This window comes from Nocardiopsis sp. TSRI0078, from assembly GCF_001905145.1.
In the GTDB taxonomy this organism is placed as follows: Bacteria; Actinomycetota; Actinomycetes; order Streptosporangiales; family Streptosporangiaceae; genus Nocardiopsis.
In genome coordinates this window covers 121,460-140,520 of record NZ_LWLB01000032.1, presented here as the reverse complement: position 1 = coordinate 140,520, position 19,061 = coordinate 121,460, and the positions used below count along the sequence as shown (strand labels likewise).

Below are 19,061 nucleotides of genomic sequence, written 5' to 3'. Positions count from 1 at the left end.
GGACCGACGGCTAACGGCTACCCAGTACCGCCTTGTTGACACCGGGGGCCTCCGGCGCGTGAGAAGGGTCCCAATCCGCGCCCGGGCTTTGACCCCCAGGGGTGTAACAGTGTTTACTCACTAACGGGTGAACGAGCGTTCACCCCCTTTCTCCCCCCTTCACGCACCCAACCGACCAGCTCGAACGAGTGGGTCCGGAGTGCGCCCGCACACCTTCCGCGCCCCACTCGTGCGCGCCGTCCCTGGAGGCCGAATGCCGTCCGTCCTGCGCGTGCCCGCCTGGGCCACCACGGGAATCCTCACCCTCTGCGGTCTGATCGTCTCGCTGCAGCAGACACTCGTCATCCCCCTGATGCCGGACATGCCGCAGATCCTCGGAGTGTCCGCCGACGACGCCTCCTGGCTGGTCACCGCCACCCTCCTGGCCGGTGCCGTGTCCACGCCGATCGTCTCCCGTATGGCCGACATGTACGGCAAGCGCAGGATGCTGCTCGTCGCCCTCTCGGTCATGACCGCGGGCTCGCTCATCGCGGCGCTCGGCGGCGGCTTCCTCCCCCTGATCGCCGGCCGCGCCATGCAGGGGTTCGGCGCCTCCCTGATCCCCGTCGGGATCAGCATCATGCGCGACGAACTGCCCAGGGAGAAGCTCTCCGGAGGCATCTCCCTGATGAGCGCCACCCTCGGCATCGGTGCCGCCCTGGGGCTGCCGCTCTCCGGCGTGCTCTACGGCGCGTTCGGGTGGACCTCCCTGTTCTGGTCCACCGCGTTCGTGGGGGCGGTCCTCATCGTCGCCATCCGCCTGCTGATCAACGAGTCCCCGCAGCGCTCCCGCGGCCACTTCGACGTCGTCGGCGCGATCGTGCTCTCGGTCGTCCTCGTGGGCTTCCTGCTGGCACTGTCCAAGGGCTCCTCGTGGGGCTGGACCAGCGGCCGGGTCATCGGCCTGGCCGCGCTCTCCGCGGTCGCGCTCGCGGTCTGGGTCCCCCTCCAGCTGAGGGTCCGCGAGCCCATGGTGAACCTGCGTACGGCCTTTCGTCCCCCCATGCTGCTGACCAACGTGTCCTCGTACTTCGCCGGGTTCGCGATGTTCCTGAACGGCCTGGTCACCACCCAGGAGCTCCAGGTTCCCGAGGACACCGGGTACGGGCTGGCCCTGCCCGTGGTCACCGCCGGGCTGGCGATGGTGCCGAGCGGCCTGATGATGCTGTGCTTCTCGCCGGTCTCCGGCCGCATGCTCGACCGGTGGGGCGGAAAGCCGACCCTGATGACCGGTGCGACGGTCATGGGCCTGACCTACCTGTGGCGGGTGTTCAACTCCGACACCGTCCTGAACGTGGTGCTGGGCAACATGTTCGTCAGCATCGGCACCGCCATCGCCTTCGCCGCCATGCCCGCCCTGGTCATGGCGTCCGTGCCCCGCAGCGAGACCGCCTCGGCCAACGGGCTCAACACCCTGGTCCGCTCGCTGGGCACCTCCAGCGGCAGCGCGGTGGTCGCGCTGGTCTTCGCGTCCCTGACCGTGAGCGTGGGCGGGGCGGTGTTCCCCTCCGGCGAGGCCATGGAGCTGGTCCACTGGCTGGGTGTGGCGGTGTCCCTGGCCAGCGTGCTGGTGGGGGCGCTCATTCCGACCCGGGGGCAGCGGAGGGACGAGGAGTACGGGACCATCGTGACGGCGTCCGGGACCGGGAGCGCCAAGGAGTCCGTAGGGGTGAGGCCGTGACCAGACCCGACAGCCGCAGCACCATCATCGCCGCGGCGCGAGAGCTCTTCTCCGAGCACGGGTACAAGGGGGTGACCATCCGCGACATCGCCGCCGCCGCGGGGGTCTCCCCCGCCCTGGTGATCAAGCACTACCGCAGCAAGGCCGAGCTCTTCAACGAGATGGGGCCGCACGAGGTCCCGCTCGCCGAGCTGGACCTGCCCCGCTCCGTCATGGGCCGGGCCCTGGTGCAGAAGGTCCTCACCCGTCGGGAGCACGGTGTCCCCGACGCCTGGCTGGTCGCCGCCGCCCACGTCCGGGACTCGCCCGAGCCCGACCGCTCCCGCGAGGAGACGCGCGGAAAGCTCCTGGACGGCGTCGCCGGCCTGATCGGGGACACCACCCCCGAACGCCGCTACGCCAGTGCCATCTCCTGCCAGATGCTCGGCCTCGCCGAGGGCATCCGCGTCCTGGGCATGTTCCCCGAGGACGAGGTCTCCCGCGACGACCTGCTGGAGATGTACGCCCCGGTCGTCCAGCAGCAGGTCGACGCCTGCGCGCGGGCCTGCCCGGACCCGCGCTGAGGCGTGTCCGGCGGACACGCCCCGAGGACCTCCGCCCGGGGCCGGGGCCGGCGGCTCGGGCGCGGCCGCCCGGCCGGAGGCCGCGACCCCTCCCCCGGGTCTGGTAAGCCGGACGGTATGAACAACCGGAAGCAGCCCGAGAACCAGGACGGTGCCGAGCCGTCGAGCCCGGCGGACCCGTCCGAGGGGCTGGTCGCCCGGTGGATCTGGCCGTTCGTGACCGTGGTGGTCGTGGCCGGCGGAATGACCCTCGGCTACGCCCTCTTCACCTGAGCCGGCGCCGTCCGGCCGGGGCGGGAGCGGTGCGGCGCGCCGGCCCGCGAATCCCGGAGGCGGGCCGCGGGACGCGGTCCTCAGGCGCCGCCCAGGGAGACGCCGGGCAGACGGGTGGCGACCCACTGGTCGTCGGAGTCCTGGCGCAGCTCCAGGGGGCCGTGGTCCTCGTCGGGGTAGACCAGGGTGACCGTGATGATGGGGGTGTCGCCCTCCAGGTCGGTGCCCGCGGCCGCCTCACCGACCTCGATGCCCTCCCCGTGCCGGAGGGACTCGGCGTAGGGGGGGAAGGCCGCCGCGCAGTCGTCGGCTCCTTGCGCGTCCACCAGGGCCCTTCGGGCGGCCTCGTCCATCAGCGCGCAGCCCGCCTCGCCGTCGGCCGCCTGGAGGGAGGCCACGAACCCCTCGGCGGCACGCAGCGCCGAGGCCGAGGCGGCCCCGTCCCCCTCCGCGGCCTCCTGTCCGGCGTCCCCGTCCCGGGGCTCCTCCCCGGAGCAGGCCGTGAGGGCCAGCAGCAGGGCCAGCGGCAGTGTGAACAGCGGGGACCGTCTCATCGGAGCGCCTTTCGGGGGGTCGGGGGAAGGGGCGGCGTGTCCGCACCATTGTTACCGTATCCACCCGCTCCGTGACCAGCGGTGTCCGGGAACGCGTCCGGTGGACGGGGGAGGCCGGGGTTGTCCGCGCGGCCGGGCTCTGGTGATATGGGAACGCGGTTCCCCTCCCCCTGGGAGACCGAGCTTTCTGGCGCACAGAGCACGCGCGGGCGTGCCACGGGCGGCTCCGCCGTGCGTCCGCGCCGGAGGTGACATGACCTATCCCCTGCGGGAGAGCCCTCGGACGGACCCGTTCGCGCGCATCCCCCCGGAGCTGGGCGCCCGGCTGCGCCCGCTGGTGGCGCCGCTGGTCGAGGAGGCCCTGGAGGGAATCCGGCGCCGGGCCCGGGACCACTCCCCATCCCTGGAGCCCGCCGACGTCGAGGAGCTGCGCAGGGTGCTCGGCGTGGGAGTGCACGCGTTCCTGGACCGGGTGGAGAGCGGCGGCCGGTCCCCCGGGCACGTGGACGCGCTGGCCGCCGAGTTCCGGGCGTTCGGCGCCGGCGAGGCCCGCCACGGGCGCACCCTGGAGTGCCTGCACACGGGGCTGCGCACGGCGGCGGCCGTGGCGTGGCGGAGGCTGGCCGACGCCGACGCGCTCACCCGCGACCACATGGCGGTGCTGGGAGAGGCGGTCTTCGCGTTCCAGGAGGAGATCTCGACCGCCGCCGGAGAGGGGTACGCGCGGGTGCGCGGCGCGGGTGCGGACGCGCTGCGCCGCCGCCGGGCGCGGCTGCTGGAGGTGCTGCTGGCCGAGGCGGGCACCGAACAGGAGGCGCGGGCGGTACCGGCACTGGCCCGGGCGGCACGGTGGCGGACGCCCGAACGGGTGGCGGTGGCCCTGCTGTACCGGGAGGCGCCCGGCACGGTACCCGCGCTGCCGTCGGACGTGCTGGTGGACCCGGACCGGGCGGAGCCGTGCGCGCTGGTGCCCGATCCCGAGGGGCCGGGGCGGCTGCGGACGCTGGAGCGGTCGCTGCGCGGCGCGTGCGCGGTGCTGGGGCCGAGCGTGCCTGTGGACCGGGCACCGGAGTCGCTGGCGCGCGCCCGCGACCTGGCCGATCTGGTGCGTACCGGCGCCGTGCCTGGCGGGGGCGTGGTCCGCTGGAGCGACCACCTGCCCGCGCTGCTGCTGACGCGGGACACCGGCCTGGTCGCGGAGATGGCGCGGTCCCGGCTGGCGCCGCTGACACGGCTGCGCCCGCCGCAGCGGGAGCGGATGGCCGAGACGCTGCTGTCCTGGCTGGAGTCGGGCCTGAACGCCAACGAGGCGGCGGAGCGGCTGCGCATCCACCCGCAGACGGTGCGCTACCGGATGCGCCGGCTGGAGGAGTTGTTCGGCGCGCGGCTGCGCGACCCCGGTGAGCGCTTCGAACTGGAACTGGTGCTGCGGGCGCGCCTCCTCCTGGGGCCCCTGGAGGAGGACGGGGCGGGGTGAGGGCTCCGGCGGGGACCCGGTACGCGGATCCCCGCCGGGCCCCGCCAGGAGGGTCCCGTCAGTCCTCCGGGGCGAGGGCACGCACGACGGCGGCCGGGTCCGCGCCGGGCGGACCGATCGGCGCGATCACCGGGGTGGTCACGCCGTTGGACACGTAGGCCCGGATGCGCTCGCGGCAGTACTCGGCGGGGCCGTGCACGATCAGGTCGTCCACCACCGAGTCGGGGATCGCGGCCAGCGCGCCCTTGCGGTCGCCCTCCTCCCACGCCTTCCACATCGGGTTCAGCTCCTCGCGGCCCAGCCACTCGTGGAACGCCCGGTAGACGGGGACGTTGAGGTAGGCGGAGATGGCCCACCGGCCGATCTGGCGGGCGGTGTCCGCGTCGGCTTCGGGGATGGCGAAGATGCGCGCGACGACCTCCTTGTCCTCACCGTACCGCCGCACGTAGGGCGTCACCTGGCGCACGTCCTCCGCCGACAGCCAGTTGATGATGGCGCCGTCGCCCTCGCGTCCGGCGAGCTTGAGCATGCCCGGGCGCAGGGCCGCCACCAGCAGCGGCGGGGCCTGCTCGGGGACCGACCCGAGCGTGAAGCCCTTGACGCTGAAGGTGTCGTAGTCGGCCTTGACCTTCTCCCCGGTGAGCGCGGTCCGCAGGAAGCGCACCGTGTCGCGCACCTTCTTGTACGGCTCCTCGAAGGGGATGGAGTTCCACCGCTCCACGATCACGTTGGAGGAGGTGCCGACGCCCAGCGCGAACCGGCCCGGCGCCGCGGCGGCCATGGTGGCGGCGCTCATCGCCAGGGTGGCGGGACCGCGTGTGTAGGCGGGCACGATCGCGGTGCCCAGGCGCAGCCGGGGAGCCCACACGCTGGCCAGGGCGAGCGGGGTGAAGGCGTCGGTGCTGTTGGCCTCGGCCGACCAGGCGTCGGTGTAGCCCAGGTCGGGCATCTGCTCGATGATGGACCGCTGTTCGGGGAGCGGGACTCCCTCCAGCGGGATGGTGATGCCCCAGCGAGTGGTCATGGCGGCTCCCTGTCGGTGTTCGAAGGACCGAATCCGATTCTGTCGACAAGACCGTACCGCCCGGTCGGTCTGTCGTCTCGGAGCGCCTCCCCGTTCGTGGGCCACCAGGTGCGGAACCCGTCTTCCGACACGGCGCTCCGTCCCGAGACGCACGCTCCCGGCGGGGCGTATGTTCGTAGGGCCCGGGGCCGGGCCCCGCCTTCCGCCGGAGCCCGGCCGGGCCGCAGAAGCCCATCCAGACGAACGAAGGAGGCCCCTTCGTGGCCATGCCACCCTCCCCCTACGACTTCCTGCCCCAGGTCGCGTCGTTCACCGTCACCAGCGACGACGTGGCCGACGGGAAGACCCTGCCCAAGGCCCAGGTCAGCGGGATCATGGGCGCAGGAGGCGAGGACGTCTCGCCGAACCTGTCCTGGAGCGGCTTCCCCGAGGGGACGCGGAGCTTCGCCGTCACCTGCTTCGACCCGGACGCGCCCACCGCCAGCGGCTTCTGGCACTGGGCGGTGGCGAACATCCCCGTCGAGGTCACCGAGTTGGCGACGGGTGCCGGGGACGGTTCCGGCCTGCCGGAACCAGCCGTGACCCTGCGCAACGACGCGGGATCGCACCGCTACATCGGCGCCGCTCCGCCCCCCGGGCACGGTCCGCACCGGTACTTCTTCGTGGTGCACGCGGTGGACGTCCCCCGCCTGGAGGTGGACGAGTCGGCGAGTCCGGCCTTCCTCGGCTTCAACCTGTTCTCGCACTCCCTGGGCCGCGCGATGCTCACCCCGGTCTACGAGCAGAAGTAGGCGCACGGGAGGCGGCGGTCGCGGAACGGACCCGGGGAACGGGTCCGCCGGACCCGTCGGGGGCGGGTGGTGCGGCGCCGCAGCGCATCCGCCCCCGGCCCTCTCCTTCCGGGGCCGGTGAATACACGCGCGAAAGGCACGTACGGTTCACCCGGCAACCGGATCCGGCCAATCACGGGTCATCGGGTGGCCCGCGGTCTAGGCTCGGTGAACATCCTCCACACGTCCACCGACCGCGCTTGGAAGGACTCCGAAGGTGCCACAGCAGCCTGTGAGGAAACCGACCGTCGTGGTGACCACAGCGGGGTCGGCTCCCACCCCCGACACCATTCTCCATCTGCGTGGACACGGTTTCCGTGTGGTGGCGACCGATGTCGACCCCGCCGCTCCGGGCCTGTACCTGGCCGACCGCGGCTACCTGGTGCCCCCGGGTGACAGCGACGCGTTCCTGCCCCGGATGCGGACACTGTGCGCGGACGAGGACGCCGTCGCGGTCGTCCCCCTGGTGGACGAGGAACTGGTCCACGTGGGCGAACTGGCCAAGGACGGGGTGGCGGTCCTGCTCCCCCGGCTGGACTTCGTCACCGCCTGCCTGGACAAGTACGTGCTCATGCGGGAGCTGGAGGACGCCGGGATCGGGGTGCCGCGCACCTGGCTGGCCTCGGAGTGGCCCAGCGACGCCGCGGGCTCGGCGCCCGGGGGCCTCATCGTCAAACCCCGCACCGGGCGGGGCAGCCGCGGGGTGGTGGTCGTCGACTCGGTCCGCGACATGGTCCAGGTGGTGGCCGAGGGCGGCTACGCGGCGGACGAGCTGATCGTGCAGGAGAGGATCACCGGACCGGAGTACACGGTCTCGGTGGTGGTGTGGCGGGACGGCGACGTGCAGGCCGTGGTGCCCAAGGAGGTCGTCCTCAAGCAGGGGGTGACCAGGTACGCGGTGACCCGGCGCCAGGAGGAGGTGGTCCGCACCTGCAAGGCGGTGCAGGCCGCGCTGCGCGCCGACGGACCGTTCAACGTGCAGCTGTGCCTGGACGGGGAGGGCCGGCCGAGGGTGTTCGAGATCAACCCGCGGTTCTCCTCCACGGCGTCGCTGACCGCGGCCGCCGGGGTCGACGAGATCGCCGGCCTGCTGAAACAGGCCGTCGCCGACGGACCCCGCCTGGCCGACGACTGGCGCGAGGGGGTGGCGATGGTACGGCGGTGGACGGACGACTTCCTCAGCGAGTCCGAGTTCACCGCACAGGGCATCACCCCCGCGCCCGTGGGCGCCCCGGCGCTGCCCCGGCGGCTGTCGGCGGGCGGCCAGGCCCCCGCCGTGCCGGTGCGCGCCCGGTGACCGCCGCGCACGAGGCGGCCGGTACGCACCCGCTGTCGGAGGCGGTGGCCGCGGCGGTCGTGGAGGTCGGCGGCCTGCTCCGCGCGTGGCGGTCCGACGCCCGCGCCCGCAGCGGGGTGTGGGAGGGCGACCAGTTCAAGGCCGGGGCCGACGGCATGGCGCACCGGGCCCTGTCGGAGCGGTTGGGGAGGGTCGACGGGCGGATCCCGGTGGTCAGCGAGGAGGACCCCGCGTCGCTGCGCGGGGAGCGTCCGCCCCGCTACTGGCTGATCGACCCCGTCGACGGCACCGCCAGCTACGTCCACGGGTTCCCCGGGTACGTGACGCAGGCGGCGCTGATGGTCGGGGAGCGGCCCGAGGTCGCCGCGGTGTTCGCCCCCGAGACCGGGACCCTCTACACGGCGGTACGGGGCCGGGGCGCACGGCGCGACGGACGCCCGCTGCCCCCCTGTGAGGCGCCCGCCCCCGGGCGGGGCGTGCTCACCGACAACACCCCCGAGCCGAGGGGGATCGCCCGCCGGGTCCACGAGCACCTCGGCTACGGCGCCTACCTGGAGAGCGGCAGCATCGCGCTGAAGCTGTGCCTGGTCGCCGACGGTTCCGCGCACCTGTTCGTCAAGGACGTGCCGGTCCGCGACTGGGACGTGGCCGCGCCGGCCCTCGTCCTGGAGGAGGCGGGCGGTCTGGTCACCCGCCTGGACGGCACGCCGTTCGACTACCGGGGGGCCTACGAGCACACGGGCCTGGTCGGTGGCGCCGATCCGCGCACCTGCCGGGACGTCGCCCGTTGGCTGGCCTCCTGAGGGGCGCTCCCGGAAGTGCGTCCGGCGTGCCGCCGGTCCCTCCCCCGCCCCCTTTCCAGAGCCCTTTCCCTGGGCCTTTCCCGGAAAGGTCCCGGAACGGCCCAGGGCGGCGTCGTCGCAGCTCCCGGGCTCTGCGCGGGAGGTGCCGTCTCACTTTCCGTGTATCCCTTTTCCACGCCGGGCGCGACGCGTATCGTGTGGTCACCAACTCGCGCCTTTGGGGGTGGGAAGTGGAGGACGAACGCCTGCCGCTGAACCAGATGCGCGCCTCGGACGCCGAACGCGACCTCACGGTGGAGCACCTCACCACCGCGTTCGTCGAGGGCCGCCTGGACCACGAGGAGTACGACCACCGGGTGGGTCTGGCACTGGGCGCCGTGCTGCTCGGCGAGCTGCGCTCGCTGACCGCCGACCTTCCCGTCCCCGACCTCTCCGCGCACGGGCCTTCCTCCCCCGGACCCGCCTGGACCGACCCGCCGGACCGGCGGGACCTGAGGCACGGCCCGCCGGAGGCGGCGCGCACCGGCCCCGGGTGCGGACCCGGTCCCCGCCCGCCCTCACGCCGCGGCTCCTCCGCCGGAGGCGACCTGTCCGTCCTGCCCGCCGCCTGGCGGGGGTGGGGCGAGGAGTGGCGCTGGTGGCTGGGCGTCGCGGTGGCCCTCACCGGCGTCTGGGGCGCGGTGAGCCTGATGGACGGGGAGCTCGTGCCCTACTGGCCGCTGGTGCCGCTGGGCATATGGGCGGCCGTCCTGCTCGCCTCCGCCATCTGGCCCAGCGGGGAGGAGCCGCCCTGACGCCAGGGCGCAGGCCCGCCCCTCCCGGCGCTCAGCCCGCCGCGTGGAGCCAGCGCACCGGAGCGCCGTCGCCCGCGTAGCGGAAGGGTTCCAGCTCCTCGTCCCAGGCCCGGCCGGTGAGGCGTTCGATCTCGGCGGCCAGCTCGACGCCGTCGGCGGCGGCCCGCTCCACGGCGAGGCGCAGACGGCCCTCCGGCACGAGGACCTCCCCCGCGGCACTGGTGAGGGCGGTGAACATGCCGAGGGAGGGCGTGTAGCTGTAGCGCATGCCGTCGCAGCCGGGCGACCCCTCCTCGGTCACCTCGAAACGCAGGCGCTGCCACGTGTTCAGCGCCGAGGCCACCGCGCCCGCCGTTCCCGGCCTCCCCTGCCAGTTGAGCTCGGCCCGATGGTTGCCGGGTGCCGCGGGCTGGGCGACCCAGTCGAGTTTCACGGGTACTCCAACAACGCCCGCGACCGCCCACTCGACGTGTGGGCACAGCGCCGCGGGCGCGGAGTGGACGTACAAGACGCCACGTGCGGACACCGAACCTCCTGATACGAACGAGTGCGCTTCCCCGACGCCCTCGTACCACGAGAAGGTTGCATACCCGCCTGAATTCTTTTGCCCCATTGTGCCCCAAGGGCACACTGAGAACCAGCGCTCACACTGGTCTTTTCCAGCGTTCCCGCCGCGCCCGGAGGCCCGAGAGACTAGCGTGAGCCCCGGCGAGCGGGAGTCCGATCATAGTGGGGGCGGGTGTGCCAGACCAGTCGCACGAGGGCATCCGTGGCACCCGAACCTCTCCTCAAACCGTACTTTCGACCTTTTCTCAGGAGGAAGCACCCCCGCCTTCGCCGGACACGGCCACAACCGGCCGCGCCACGATCGGCTTCGGGACGGGCGGAACACCACGGGACGCGGGCGGACGGGGCGGTGGCCCGTCTCCGGTTCCTCCTCCCTCCCCCGCCCCTGACGCCTTTCCCGGTGACGCGGAACTCGTACGGCGGGCCTGCCGGGGCGAGCACGGGGCGTGGGAGGCCATCGTGGACCGGCACCTGCCCGTCGTGAACGCGGTCGCCCGCTCCTACCACCTGTCCCCTCCGGACCGGGAGGACGCCGTGCAGACGGTGTGGCTGACCCTGAACCAGCACCTGCCCCGCCTGCGCTCCCCCGAGATGCTCCGCTCCTGGCTGCGCCGGGTCACCCGCGACGTCTGCGGCCGCCAGCGCCGCCAGAGCGCCCGCCTGCAGCCGGTCGACCCCCGGAGCCTCCCCCGGGACGACTCCCTCCGGGCTCCGGGGCCCGAGTCCGCCTACCTGCACAAGGAGGAGCACGACGAACTGCGCCGCGCGATCCGTCGGCTGACCGACCCCGGAGAGCGGCGTGCCGCCCTGTTCTACCTCGACGGGGCCGCGGACGAGCCCTTCGACCCCGACGGCCCCCGGTCCGCCGACGGCCAGGTGAACCCGAGGACCGCCGCGAACCAGCGGCGCCGCATGCTCCGCAGACTCCGCCGCCTCCTGGAGGAACCGACGTGAGGGACCAGCCCGGGACCGACCCCCTCCCCCCGTGGGCCCTGGAGGGGCGGTCGGCCGCCCTGGCCGCCTTCGACCGCTGCGACGACGGCTCCGACGTGGCCCGGCTGACCGGGGAGGCCGAACCCGCCACCGAGGTCCTGCGCTCCGCCGAGGACGGTGCGGACGGTGTGGCGGTGGCCGTCCTGCGGTTCGAGCACGAAGACCTCACCATGGACCTCCAGGTCCACTCGGAGGGGAGGCTGCGCGCCCTGTCCGGGCTGGCCACCGGGGAGTGCGAACACGCGGTCCTGCACGTGCGCCGCCCCGGCTCCTCCGACCGCCTGCGGGTCGGTGAGGACGGCAGGTTCACCCTGTCCGGCCTGGCCCGCGGTCCGATCAGCCTGTCACTGCGCAGGATGGGCCACCCGACGGTGGTCACCGACTGGTTCACCATCTGACCGGAAGGCCCGTCCCGGCCGCCCCGGCGCCCCGTGCAGCGCCACCCCGGCCGCGGTGTTCGGGCCACGGCATCCCAGCCGTCACAGTACGGGACGCTCCGAACCCGGGTTGGGGGACAACGTGAACACACTCACGGTCATGGCCCTTCATCCGGCTTCGTCCGGGTTCGCGCACGCCGGGTCGCCCCAGATCGGCTCCGACCACTCCCGCCGCACCCTCACCGCTGCTATTCCTGGGGGCCGGACCTCCCCCCTCGGTGAAAGGCACCCGTACGTGTCCCTGCACGCCCAGCCGTCCCCCCTCCCCCCGGACTCCTCCCTCCCCCTCCCGGACGTACAGGACGAACTCGACCACACTGTGCTGCGCTCCGGCAGAACACTGCTCGCCCGGGTCACCCGCGGAGTACTGATGGCGCAGGAGGGCGGCATGTTCGAGCAGACCGCGGCACTGCTGACCGACACCCATCGGCGGCTCCGCGGCCACCCGGTCGCCGAGTCCGTGACGGTGATGCCGGGAGTCCTGCTCAACCTGGGACTGGCACAGACGCTGTGCGGACGTTTCGCCCAGGCCGAGGACCACCTGTGCGAGGCCCGCTCCCTGGCGGAGGAGCGCCGTCTGCCGCTGATGGACATGGTGGTCCGCCAGAACCTGGGGTGCCTGAGCCTCTACCGGGGCGACGCCTCAGGGGCCATCGCCACCTTCCACGGCCTGACCGACCGCCTTCCCCCCGAGCGGCGGGAGGCCCTGCACGTGGACCTGGCCGAGGCGCTGCTGGCCGAGGGCCTGGTGGAGGACGCCGCGGCGGCCCTGGTGGACGGCCCCTGGGCCGACGGGGCGCCCGCGTCGGCCCACACCATGCTGGTGGAGGCCAAGCTGCGGCTGCTGCGGGGCGACCGCCTCCGCGCCGTCGAACTCACCCGCCGGGTGCGGTACACGTTCGGTACCGGTTCGCAGTGGCACCGGCTGGCCGCGCGCCTGGAGCGGATCGCGGTGCGCGGCGACCGGTCCCGTCCCGTGTCCCGGGCGCGCAACGCCCTGGCCGCCCGGAGGCCGTTGGCGGTGCCGGAACCGCGCGGACGGGCCGCGCCGCACCGGGCGCTGGACGCGCTGGAGCGCACCTCGTCCCGCATGCCGGGGCCCTGGCTCGCGGAGGCGGGGAACGACCCGCACGTGGTCCAGGCGGGGTTGGAGAACGCGCTGGAGGCCGGGGACGCGGCGGCCGCCCTGGAGTGGGCGGAGCTGGCCCGGACCTGGGCGGTCCCCCGCGTCCCCGGCCCCGGGGTGCGTACGCCGGCGACGGTCTCGCTGGCCGAGCACTACCGGGACGCCCTGGCCGGCGGCCGCGACCCCAACACCGTCGCACGACGCATGGAGTCCGCCCGCTGGCAGGCGCACCACGAGGCCCGGTCCGCGCGGTCGTCCGGCTCCCCGTCTCCCTCCGCGCCCGCACGGGAGCACGCGGACGGACCGCGCCGGGACCCGCGGCCCGTGCCCGTGGCCGACGCGCTCTCGGAGAGGCTCGGCGACCGGGCGTTCGTCCGGTACACGAGGGCCGGCGGGGAGGCCGTGGCGCTCGTGGCCGCGGACGGCCGGGTCCACGCCCGGGTACTGGGGCCGCTGCCCCGCGTGGCACGGGCGCTCGGCCGGTTCGTGCACCCGCTGCTGCTCCCCGGGCACGCGTTCGGGGACGACGCCCGGAAGGCGGCCGGCACCGCCGCCGACGCCCTGCTCGGTCCGCTGCTGCCGCTGGTCGGGGACCGCCCGCTGGTGGTGGCGGGCGACCCCTACCTGGGCGATCCGCCGTGGGGCATGCTTCCTCCGCTACGGGGGCGTCCGACGCACCTGGTGCCCACCGCCCGGTTCTGGCTGGACCGCGCCCCCGCCGGCACCGCCGGACCCGCCGTACCCGGACGTGTACTGCTGGTGGCGGCGCCCGGCCCCGCCGGGGCCGGGCGCGAGGTGGCCGGGCTGGCCGGCCTCTACCCGAAGGCGCGTGTGCTCACCGCCGACCGGACCGGGCGCTCGGAGGTGCTGGCCGCCTTCGAGGAGGCCGACCTGGTCCACCTGGCCGGACACGGGCGCGTTCCCCACCGTGCGCCCATGCTCGCCTCGGTCACGCTGGACGACGGCCCCCTGCTCGCCTGCGACCTGACCGCGCTGCCCCGGGTGCCGGACGTGGTGGTCCTGTCCACCTGCTGGAGCGGCCGGGGCTTCGCGGGCCGTACCGGGGCGCCGCTGGGGTTCGTCGGCGCACTGCTCGCCGCCGGGGTCCGCGCGGTGGTGGCCAGCCCCGTCCCCGTCGGGGACTCCAGGACCGACACGGCGATGCGCCGCTTCCACCGGTCGTTCGCGGGGGGCGTGCCCCTGCCCGAGGCGGTGGCTGTTCACCTCGGGCCGATCGGCTTCTGCTGCTTCGGCGCCTGAGACCGCTACCAGCCGCGCTCGCGCCACTCGTCCAGGTGCGGGCGCTCGGTTCCCAGGGTGGTGTCGCGCCCGTGCCCGGGGTAGACCCAGGTGTCGTCGGCCATCGAACCGAACAGGCGCTCCTCCACGTCCCCGAGCAGGACGCGGAAGTCCTCGTCGGACCAGGTACGGCCGACACCGCCCGGGAAGAGGCTGTCACCGGTGAACAGGTGGGTCCGGCCGTCGGGGTCGTCGTAGCGCAGGGCGATCGACCCGGGGGTGTGCCCGCGCAGGTGGATGACGGTCAGGAAGCCCTCCCCCACGGGGACGCGCGACCCGTGCACGACGGGCTCGTCCACGGAGACAGGGAGCTCCCCGCTGTCGTCGGGATGGGCGACCGTGCGGGCGCCGGTCTGGCCGACGACCTCGGCCAGGGCCTGCCAGTGGTCCTGGTGGCGGTGGGTGGTGACCACCCGCGCCAGACCTTTCTCGCCGATCAGTTCCAGGATGCGGTCGGGCTCGGCCGCCGCGTCGATGAGCACGGCCTCGTCGGTGGCACGGCAACGCAGCAGGTAGGTGTTGTTGTCCATCGGCCCGACGGCCAGTTTGGCGATCGTCAGATGCGTTAGTCGTCGCAGGTCGGGGGGGCCGCCGACCCTGGTATCTCCGGAGTAACTCACCCGACCATTGTGACCTGTCGCGGGGAGCGGACGCACCCGGGTCGCGCGGGCCGGACACCCGGTGACAGAAGGTCCGGCCCCCGGGTGCCCCCTGCGTTCGGAGCGGCGTTCGGGCCCCGGCTAGCGGGCCCAGCGCGGCGGGCGCTTCTCGAAGAAGGCGGCGCGGCCCTCGGCCGCGTCCTCGCTCCCGAAGAACTCGGCGGACAGCTCACCCATCCGGGCGAAGGCCTCGGCCCGACGGTCGGCGGTGGCCAGCGCGCCCGAGCCCAGTTCACCCAGGAGTTCCTTGGTCCGCGACAGCGCGCGCGGCGCCGATCCCCGCAGCCCCTGCAGGACCGCGTCCACCGCGTGCTCCATGTCGCGGTCGGGCACGGCCTGGGTGATGAGGCCCGCCCTGGCGGCCTCGGAGGCGTCGAACAGCTCTCCGGTGAGGAAGTAGTGGCTGAGCTGGCGCGAGTGCATACGCGCGGACACCGGGACGGAGATGACGGCGGGGACCACACCGATGCGCACCTCGGTGAAGGCGAACGTGGCGCTCTTGGGCGCCAGCGCGATGTCGGCGGCGGCCACCAGCCCTATGCCCCCGGCCCGGGCGGCACCGTTGAGGACGGCGATCACCGGTTTGGGGGCGCCCATGATCTGCTCGAAGATCTCGGGGAGTTCGGGCGCGGGTTCGACCGGGGTGCCCCGGAGCGCCGCGCCGACCTCCTTGAGGTCGGCTCCCGCACAGAACACGGGGCCGGCGCCGGTGAGCACGACACCGCGCACCCCGTCGTCGGCCACCGCGTCGGCGAGGGCCTTGGACAGCTCCGAGCGCAAACGCGCGGACAGCGCGTTGCGGTTGCGGGGGGAGTCGAGGGTGATCGTGGCGATGGCCCGGTCGACGGTCAGGCGTACCAGGGGCGTGTCGTCCGGGGGTGTCGGGGAGGGGTGCTGCGTCATCGCAGACGGGCCTTTCTCCGGGGTGCGTCCTCGCGTGTTGCGGGGAAGGGGCGGGAGCGCGGCGGTTCCTCGCGGCGCGTGTACACGTCCGGCTCGTGACCGGACACGTCTGACTTGTAGCGTTGTGCACGAATCCGGTTCAACCCTAGACGGCCGGGTCGTCGAGCCACCACGCTTCCTCACACCGCGTTCGTCAATTCCCGATGACGGTTGATGGCCCCCGTGTTACGCGACACGGCGGAAGCGGCGCCTGGTCCCCCGAGCCTCCCGTGCCCCGGGCCGCCGGTCCCGGTGAAGGACCCCTCCCGGCCCCGGCGCCCTCAGCGGCGGGTGGTCGCCGCGGACAGGGCGTCGGCGAAGTGCATCATCGCCGAGACGGCCGGGGCGCCGTCCGCGGCCTCGCTCACGCGCAGGGTGAGCGGCTCGGCGGTGATCGCCCCGGTGTAGCCGTGGTCGAGCTCGCACGCCTCGTCCGCGCAGGAGGCCGGTTCGAGGTCGATGTGGGCGATCGCGCCCCAGTTCACGGAGAGGTTGACGCTCAGCACCAGCTCGCTGGGCAGGCTGCCCGGCGTGTACTGGGCGGGGTTGGGCACCACCCGGGTCAGGGCCACCGACTGGATGTTGCCCAACTGGATGCTGTCGGTCGTGGTGGAGGCATGCGAGGTGCCACCGGGCTCGGTGGGCGGGTGCTCGTCGGTGTGGCACACCACGAGCCGGGTCGCGGTCAGCAGCATCACGGTGATGTGCCGCCGCATCTCCATGGCCGGGTCGAAGGTCGCCTCGTGGTGCACGATGAACGCCTCGGCGCTCTCGTCACCCAGGACATCGGCGACGGCGTCGATCACCAGCGCGGGGTAGTACCCGCTGCGCTCGATCTCCATCCGCCAGTCCGTGGACACGGCACGTGTTTTCCTCATGCTCCTATCCTGCCTCCTTCCCGTGACACTTCGCGACCGTGACGTGAAACGGGACGCCCATCCCATGATCAGAACGTCACCCCGCGCAGTCGCCGGGGGCCGGCGTCCGGCCGCACCTCGGGAGCCTCCCTCAGCCACATGCGCGCGCCCAGCACGTGGGCGCCGGTGGCGTTGACCAGGACCGGGTCCAGGTCGACGTAGCCGATCTCCGGGAAGGCCTCGACCAGGCGCGACACCCGGATGAGGAGCTCCTCCAGCGCCTCCACGTTGGGCTGCTCGGCGAGCGAGGTCGCGCCGGCCGGCAGTCCGAACAGCAGCGGGGCGGCGCGCACGGAGTGGATGATGTCGGCGGCGTCCATGTCGGTGAGCGGCGCCAGCCGGAAGGCCCGGTCGTCGAGCAGCTCGGCGGTCACGTCCGCCAGGCCGAAGGAGACCACCGAGCCGAAGGACTGGTTGTCCCCCGCCCGGATGACCGTGGGCACGCCCGGGGCGACCATGCGCTGGACGACGAGCGAGGCCTCCTCCCCGAAGCGGTCGTGCAGGGAGGCGAAGGCGCTGCGCACGTCCTCGGGGGTGCGCAGGTCGGCGCGTACGAACGTACCGCCCGCCCGCAGGCGCAGGTCCGGGGAGTCGGCCTTGACCACCGCCGGGTAGCCCAGCTCCCCGGCGGCCACCACGGCCTCCTCCTCCGAGGAGACCGGGATGTCGGGGTAGGCGGTGATGCCGTAGCAGGACAGCAGGTCGCGGGCGTCCTCGCCGGAGATCGACGTCTCCTCGTCGTAGCGGCGCTCCCCGCCGAACCAGGCGATGTCCTCCGACCGGGGCATGGCGTTCTTGAGCGCTCGGGCGATGGTGGCGCGGGCGCGGGCCCGGTCGATGTCGGGCAGCTCGGGGTGGCGCCCGGGTTTGCGGTTGCGCCACTGGGCGTAGCGGGTGGCGTAGGCCAGGGCGCGCACCGCGTCCTCGGGGGAGGGGTAGGAGGGCACCGACCCGCGCAGGGTCTCGCCCCGCCCACCGACCTGGCGCAGCTCGTCGGGGACCCCCTGGCGGGCCAGGTAGGTGGTGACGATGGGCTTGTCCGAGTTCAGGGAGCGGGCCCGCAGCACACGGGCCACGTCGTCGGAGATGGGGTGCAGCGCGGGGACGAACACCACCACGACCGAGTGCACGTCCTCGGCGGCCAGCACCGTCTCCAGTGCGCGGTCGAAGTCCTCGGCGGTGGCCTGGGGGCCCAGGTTGACCGGGTCGTGCGGTTTGAGCCCCTGGCGCACGGCCGCGTCCTTGACCAGCAGCTCCAGGGAGTCGGAGTTGCCGATGACGCCCACGCGGGGCCCCTCGGGCAGCGGCTGGTAGGCGAACACCTGGGCGGCGTCGAACATCTGCGTGATGTCGTCCACCCGTACCACCCCGGCCTGCTGGAACAGCGAGGTGACCGCGTAGTCGGGCAGGGAGAGCCCGCCCGCGGCGTGGCCGGTGGGCGTGGTCCGCGCCGAGCCGCCGCTGCGCACCGCCACGACCGGCTTCTGCTTGGCCAGGCGGCGGGCCAGGCGGGTGAACTTGCGCGGGTTGCCCAGCGACTCCAGGTACTGCAGCACCACCTCGGTGGCCGGGTCCTCCTGCCAGTACTGCATGAGGTCGTTGCCGGACACGTCGGCGCGGTTGCCCGCCGAGACGAAGGTGGACAGGCCCATCCCGCGCTCGGCGACGCGCTGGAGGATGGCGCGGCCCAGGGCGCCGGACTGGGAGAAGAACCCGATGGTGCCGCTGGGCGGCAGGTCCGGGGACAGGGTGGCGTTGAGCGAGACCGAGGGGTCGGTGTTGGCGATGCCCAGGCAGTTGGGACCGACCACGCGCATCCCGGCCGCGCGCGCGGTGCGCACCAGTTCGTCCTGGCGGGCGCGGCCCTCGGGCCCGGTCTCGCCGAACCCGGAGCTGACCACGATGAGTCCGTGCACGCCCTTCTCGGCGCACTGCTCGACCACGTCGACCACCATGTCGGCGCGCACCGCCACGACGGCGAGGTCGACCTGGTCGGGGATGTCCAGGACCGAGGGGTAGGCGCGCACGCCCACGACCGCCTTGGCCTCGGGGTGGACGGGGTAGACGGGGCCCTGGAACTCGCCGCCGAGCAGGTTGCGCAGGGCCGTCTGGCCGATGGTGTGCGCGGTGCGGCTGGCGCCGATGACCGCGACCGAGTTCGGGAAGAGCAGGCGGGCGATGGAGCGCGACTCGGCGCGCTGTTCGCGGGCCCGCATGACCTCGGTGGAGTCGTCGGTGGGCTGGAGGTCCAGGGTGAGCCGGATGACGCCCTCGTCGAAGGTCTGCTGGGCGGTGTACCCCGCCTCGCGGAAGACGTTGATCATCCGCCGGTTCTCGGGCAGCACGTCGGCGATGAAACGCCGCATGCCGCGTTCGCGCGCGGCCGCGCCGATGTGCTCCAGCAGCACCGACGCCAGGCCGCGGCCCTGGTGGGCGTCCTCCACCACGAAGGCGACCTCGGCCTCCTCGGGGGCCACCTTGTCGTAGCGCACCACGGCGACGAGGGAGTCGGAGATGGTGGCGACCAGTGCCACGCGGTCCTCGTAGTCGACGTTGGTGAAGCGCCTGACGTCGCGGTCGGAGAGCTTGGGATAGGGCGCGAAGAACCGGTAGTAGATGGTCTCCGGGGAGAGCCTGGCGTGGAACTCTCGGAGCAGGTCGGCGTCTTCGGGGGTGATGGGGCGCAAGTGCGCGGTGCCTCCGTCGGTGAGGACGACGTCGGCTTCCCAGTGGTTCGGGTAGGACTGCACGACTGCGAGACTAGACGACAAACGGCCGAATCCGGG

At 73.7% G+C, this 19,061-nt stretch carries 18 protein-coding genes; 11 read left to right on the top strand and 7 right to left on the bottom strand.

Annotated elements, in window-relative coordinates; translation table 11 throughout:
* The first annotated feature begins 253 nt into the window (after positions 1-253).
* The 3 genes from A6A08_RS17650 to A6A08_RS28030 all read left to right on the top strand — a co-directional run bounded on the left by A6A08_RS17650 (position 254) and on the right by A6A08_RS28030 (position 2,556).
* On the top strand, positions 254-1,720 hold the full coding sequence (locus A6A08_RS17650; protein ID WP_073703718.1) for an MFS transporter: 1,467 nt from the start codon (positions 254-256) through the stop codon (positions 1,718-1,720).
* On the top strand, positions 1,717-2,283 hold the full coding sequence (locus A6A08_RS17645; protein ID WP_073703717.1) for a TetR/AcrR family transcriptional regulator: 567 nt from the start codon (positions 1,717-1,719) through the stop codon (positions 2,281-2,283). The genes A6A08_RS17650 and A6A08_RS17645 overlap by 4 nt, the downstream gene beginning before the upstream one ends.
* Before the next feature lie 117 nt (positions 2,284-2,400).
* On the top strand, positions 2,401-2,556 hold the full coding sequence (locus A6A08_RS28030) for a hypothetical protein (protein ID WP_158069292.1): 156 nt from the start codon (positions 2,401-2,403) through the stop codon (positions 2,554-2,556).
* 80 nt (positions 2,557-2,636) lie between these two features.
* Here the strand turns inward: A6A08_RS28030 and A6A08_RS17640 are convergent, their stop codons facing one another.
* Complete coding sequence (locus A6A08_RS17640; protein WP_073703716.1) at positions 2,637-3,110, bottom strand: hypothetical protein; 474 nt, start codon at positions 3,108-3,110, stop codon at positions 2,637-2,639.
* Between the two features lie 253 nt (positions 3,111-3,363).
* On the opposite strand from A6A08_RS17640, the gene A6A08_RS17635 reads away from it, so the two are divergent.
* The gene (locus A6A08_RS17635; RefSeq protein ID WP_073703715.1) at positions 3,364-4,587 is read left to right on the top strand and encodes a CdaR family transcriptional regulator; all 1,224 of its coding nucleotides are present in this window, start codon (positions 3,364-3,366) and stop codon (positions 4,585-4,587) included.
* 58 nt (positions 4,588-4,645) lie between these two features.
* On the opposite strand, the gene A6A08_RS17630 is transcribed toward A6A08_RS17635, so the two are convergent.
* Positions 4,646-5,611, bottom strand: a complete 966-nt coding sequence (locus A6A08_RS17630; RefSeq protein ID WP_073703714.1) for an LLM class F420-dependent oxidoreductase — start codon at positions 5,609-5,611, stop codon at positions 4,646-4,648.
* A 260-nt stretch (positions 5,612-5,871) separates the two neighbouring features.
* Between A6A08_RS17630 and A6A08_RS17625 the strand changes: the two genes are divergently transcribed.
* The 4 genes from A6A08_RS17625 (at position 5,872) to A6A08_RS17610 (ending at position 9,335) form a co-directional block, all read left to right on the top strand.
* Positions 5,872-6,402, top strand: a complete 531-nt coding sequence (locus A6A08_RS17625) for a YbhB/YbcL family Raf kinase inhibitor-like protein (RefSeq protein ID WP_073703713.1) — start codon at positions 5,872-5,874, stop codon at positions 6,400-6,402.
* 289 nt (positions 6,403-6,691) lie between these two features.
* On the top strand, positions 6,692-7,738 hold the full coding sequence (locus A6A08_RS17620) for an ATP-grasp domain-containing protein (protein WP_073703712.1): 1,047 nt from the start codon (positions 6,692-6,694) through the stop codon (positions 7,736-7,738).
* On the top strand, positions 7,735-8,541 hold the full coding sequence (locus A6A08_RS17615; protein WP_073703711.1) for a 3'(2'),5'-bisphosphate nucleotidase CysQ: 807 nt from the start codon (positions 7,735-7,737) through the stop codon (positions 8,539-8,541). Before A6A08_RS17620 ends, A6A08_RS17615 begins: the two co-directional genes overlap by 4 nt.
* 230 nt (positions 8,542-8,771) lie before the next feature.
* A complete protein-coding gene (locus A6A08_RS17610) occupies positions 8,772-9,335 on the top strand; it encodes a DUF1707 domain-containing protein (RefSeq protein ID WP_073703710.1) in 564 nt (187 codons plus the stop codon).
* A gap of 31 nt (positions 9,336-9,366) precedes the next feature.
* On the opposite strand, the gene A6A08_RS17605 is transcribed toward A6A08_RS17610, so the two are convergent.
* Positions 9,367-9,861, bottom strand: a complete 495-nt coding sequence (locus tag A6A08_RS17605) for a DUF3145 domain-containing protein (protein ID WP_073703709.1) — start codon at positions 9,859-9,861, stop codon at positions 9,367-9,369.
* A gap of 497 nt (positions 9,862-10,358) precedes the next feature.
* Here A6A08_RS17605 and A6A08_RS28880 point away from each other — a divergent pair, with 497 nt between their 5' ends.
* The 3 genes from A6A08_RS28880 to A6A08_RS17590 all read left to right on the top strand — a co-directional run bounded on the left by A6A08_RS28880 (position 10,359) and on the right by A6A08_RS17590 (position 13,718).
* The gene (locus A6A08_RS28880) at positions 10,359-10,856 is read left to right on the top strand and encodes an RNA polymerase sigma factor (RefSeq protein WP_274534051.1); all 498 of its coding nucleotides are present in this window, start codon (positions 10,359-10,361) and stop codon (positions 10,854-10,856) included.
* Positions 10,853-11,293 carry a hypothetical protein gene (locus A6A08_RS17595; RefSeq protein ID WP_073703707.1) on the top strand — a complete coding sequence of 147 codons (441 nt, stop codon included), beginning with the start codon at positions 10,853-10,855 and terminating at the stop codon, positions 11,291-11,293. The genes A6A08_RS28880 and A6A08_RS17595 overlap by 4 nt, the downstream gene beginning before the upstream one ends.
* Before the next feature lie 274 nt (positions 11,294-11,567).
* On the top strand, positions 11,568-13,718 hold the full coding sequence (locus A6A08_RS17590; protein WP_073703706.1) for a CHAT domain-containing protein: 2,151 nt from the start codon (positions 11,568-11,570) through the stop codon (positions 13,716-13,718).
* A gap of 5 nt (positions 13,719-13,723) precedes the next feature.
* Here A6A08_RS17590 and A6A08_RS17585 read toward each other — a convergent pair whose 3' ends face one another.
* The 4 genes from A6A08_RS17585 to A6A08_RS17570 form a co-directional block, all read right to left on the bottom strand.
* On the bottom strand, positions 13,724-14,377 hold the full coding sequence (locus tag A6A08_RS17585; protein WP_073703705.1) for an MBL fold metallo-hydrolase: 654 nt from the start codon (positions 14,375-14,377) through the stop codon (positions 13,724-13,726).
* 120 nt (positions 14,378-14,497) lie between these two features.
* Positions 14,498-15,319 carry an enoyl-CoA hydratase-related protein gene (locus tag A6A08_RS17580; protein ID WP_073703704.1) on the bottom strand — a complete coding sequence of 274 codons (822 nt, stop codon included), beginning with the start codon at positions 15,317-15,319 and terminating at the stop codon, positions 14,498-14,500.
* A gap of 320 nt (positions 15,320-15,639) precedes the next feature.
* Positions 15,640-16,218 (bottom strand): DUF5998 family protein, encoded by a 579-nt coding sequence (locus A6A08_RS17575; protein ID WP_143181807.1) that lies wholly within the window; start codon positions 16,216-16,218, stop codon positions 15,640-15,642.
* 86 nt (positions 16,219-16,304) lie between these two features.
* Positions 16,305-19,025: a bifunctional GNAT family N-acetyltransferase/acetate--CoA ligase family protein gene (locus A6A08_RS17570; protein ID WP_073703702.1), complete on the bottom strand. Its 2,721-nt coding sequence runs from the start codon at positions 19,023-19,025 to the stop codon at positions 16,305-16,307.
* Between the last annotated feature and the right edge of the window lie 36 nt (positions 19,026-19,061).